General features: G+C 43.9%; 1 pseudogene. It reads right to left on the reverse strand.

The window, feature by feature from the left end:
- Positions 1-77: 77 nt before the first annotated feature.
- Positions 78-1,631, reverse strand: a pseudogene (locus QUA16_RS37125) (AAA-like domain-containing protein).
- Between the last annotated feature and the right edge of the window lie 80 nt (positions 1,632-1,711).

Genomic DNA, 1,711 nt, shown 5'->3' on the forward strand with positions numbered 1-1,711 from the left:
TTGTTGATTTTGTAAATTAAATCTTGAGTGTTTACTTATTTTAACATGATTTGGTTTTTTTACGCCTACCTACTTAGCTAATTAACAGCAGCAAATCGAAAATTTAAAAGCGTACTCATAGTGAGCCGATCGCGCCCGTGCCTTTTCGAGTCATAAAGAGCCTCATCAGCCGCCAGTAGCAGCGTTGTCGCATCATTTTCCGGCCCCGGAACAACGCTGGCAATTCCCAAACTAATCGTTACCACAGAATTAGGTAGACCGTCAACAGTCTCCGCGTTAAAAACAATATTCAAAGCTTTCACTTTTGCTCTAATTTGTTCGGCAACAACCACAGCCGCCGACGCATCAGTTTCAGGTAAAATCACAGCAAATTCCTCGCCCCCGTAGCGAGCAGCTACATCAGCAGGACGCTGGAGCGATCGGCGAATTGTCTGAGCTACCGCTCGCAAACACTCATCTCCTGCTTGATGTCCGTAGGTATCATTAAGCTGTTCGGCATTTAAAAGACGATAGTATGGTGCGTCAGTACAGAAGTGTTGCCCTTGTAAGCGTAAGTCTTCTAACTGACGCACCCTACAAGCCTCGTTAGTGGTTTAAATGCGTAACAGCTTATATATTTTGAAATAATCCAGGTCGCACAAAATCAAAGATATCGGACACCCCTCACGAGCCATCTGTGTCCATTCCGCTCGCAAGCAACTATCAAAATGCCGCCTGTTACCAATTTGAGTAAGTTCGTCCACATTCACCAAACTTTGCAGCCTTTGATTTTCCTGCTGCAACTCCTCAAAACCAACCACCGACAACTTGTCCTCGCACAAATTTTGCCCTTGAAAATACAGGCGATATAATTCGCAAGACAAACTACAGTTATTTCCCTCTAATTTGATAAGTCCCATGCTGTCTAACTGATAAGCCATCAAAGGTTCGAGGTAAATGCTATTTTTAGCATCGACAACTTGTTGGAATGCGGAGGCGAGTTCTGGCTCCTGTTGAATGGCGAGCGACTGATTTTGCAAGTAGTCGCTATAAATTCCGCTGTGAGTAGGAGCTGCTGTTAAAAGTTGTGCCAACTCGGCTCGCCCCATTTCCTCGCCCGATTCCTCCAGATCGACGGACAGGCGATTTTGCAGCAAAATTGCCAGGTGATACAGCGCTAAATGCACTAAATAAGGATGCCCGCCTACCATGTTCATTAATTGCTCTATCGGATTGCTATCGCTCCAGTTCAGTCCGTATCTCCACGCCAAATCTTGGACTTGCTCAGCAGTAAATTCTGAGAGTTTAATCGGCATTCCTACATTAAAGGGAGATTGATTAACATTCAAAGCAATATAATTTGCTGTCGAATGAATGACAACGATGCGGAGTTTTTGCCAACTTTTTCTAGCGCGAGCTGGTTCGTACCAAAAACGGATCAGTGAAAGAAAATCTTGAGCAATGTTTGTGCGTTCAAATACTCGATTTATTTCGTTGATAACCAAGACAATGGGACTGTCAATTAGTTCGAGGAAATAGTTCTTAAAGTAAATTGTGCAGCTTACCTTGCTGCCCATATCTTCATCCCAGAATTCATCAATATTTGGTTCGAGTTTGAGTTGCCGAGCGACATTGACACAAAACCAGCGCAAAAATTTATCTAAGGAATGAGAATTAAATAACTTCCACTCTTGAAAGTGGGATGGGCGTCCCGCCCGTCCTTTTTGGACGG

It is taken from the genome of Microcoleus sp. S13_C3 (genome assembly GCF_036700905.1).
In the GTDB taxonomy this organism is placed as follows: Bacteria; Cyanobacteriota; Cyanobacteriia; order Cyanobacteriales; family Microcoleaceae; genus Microcoleus.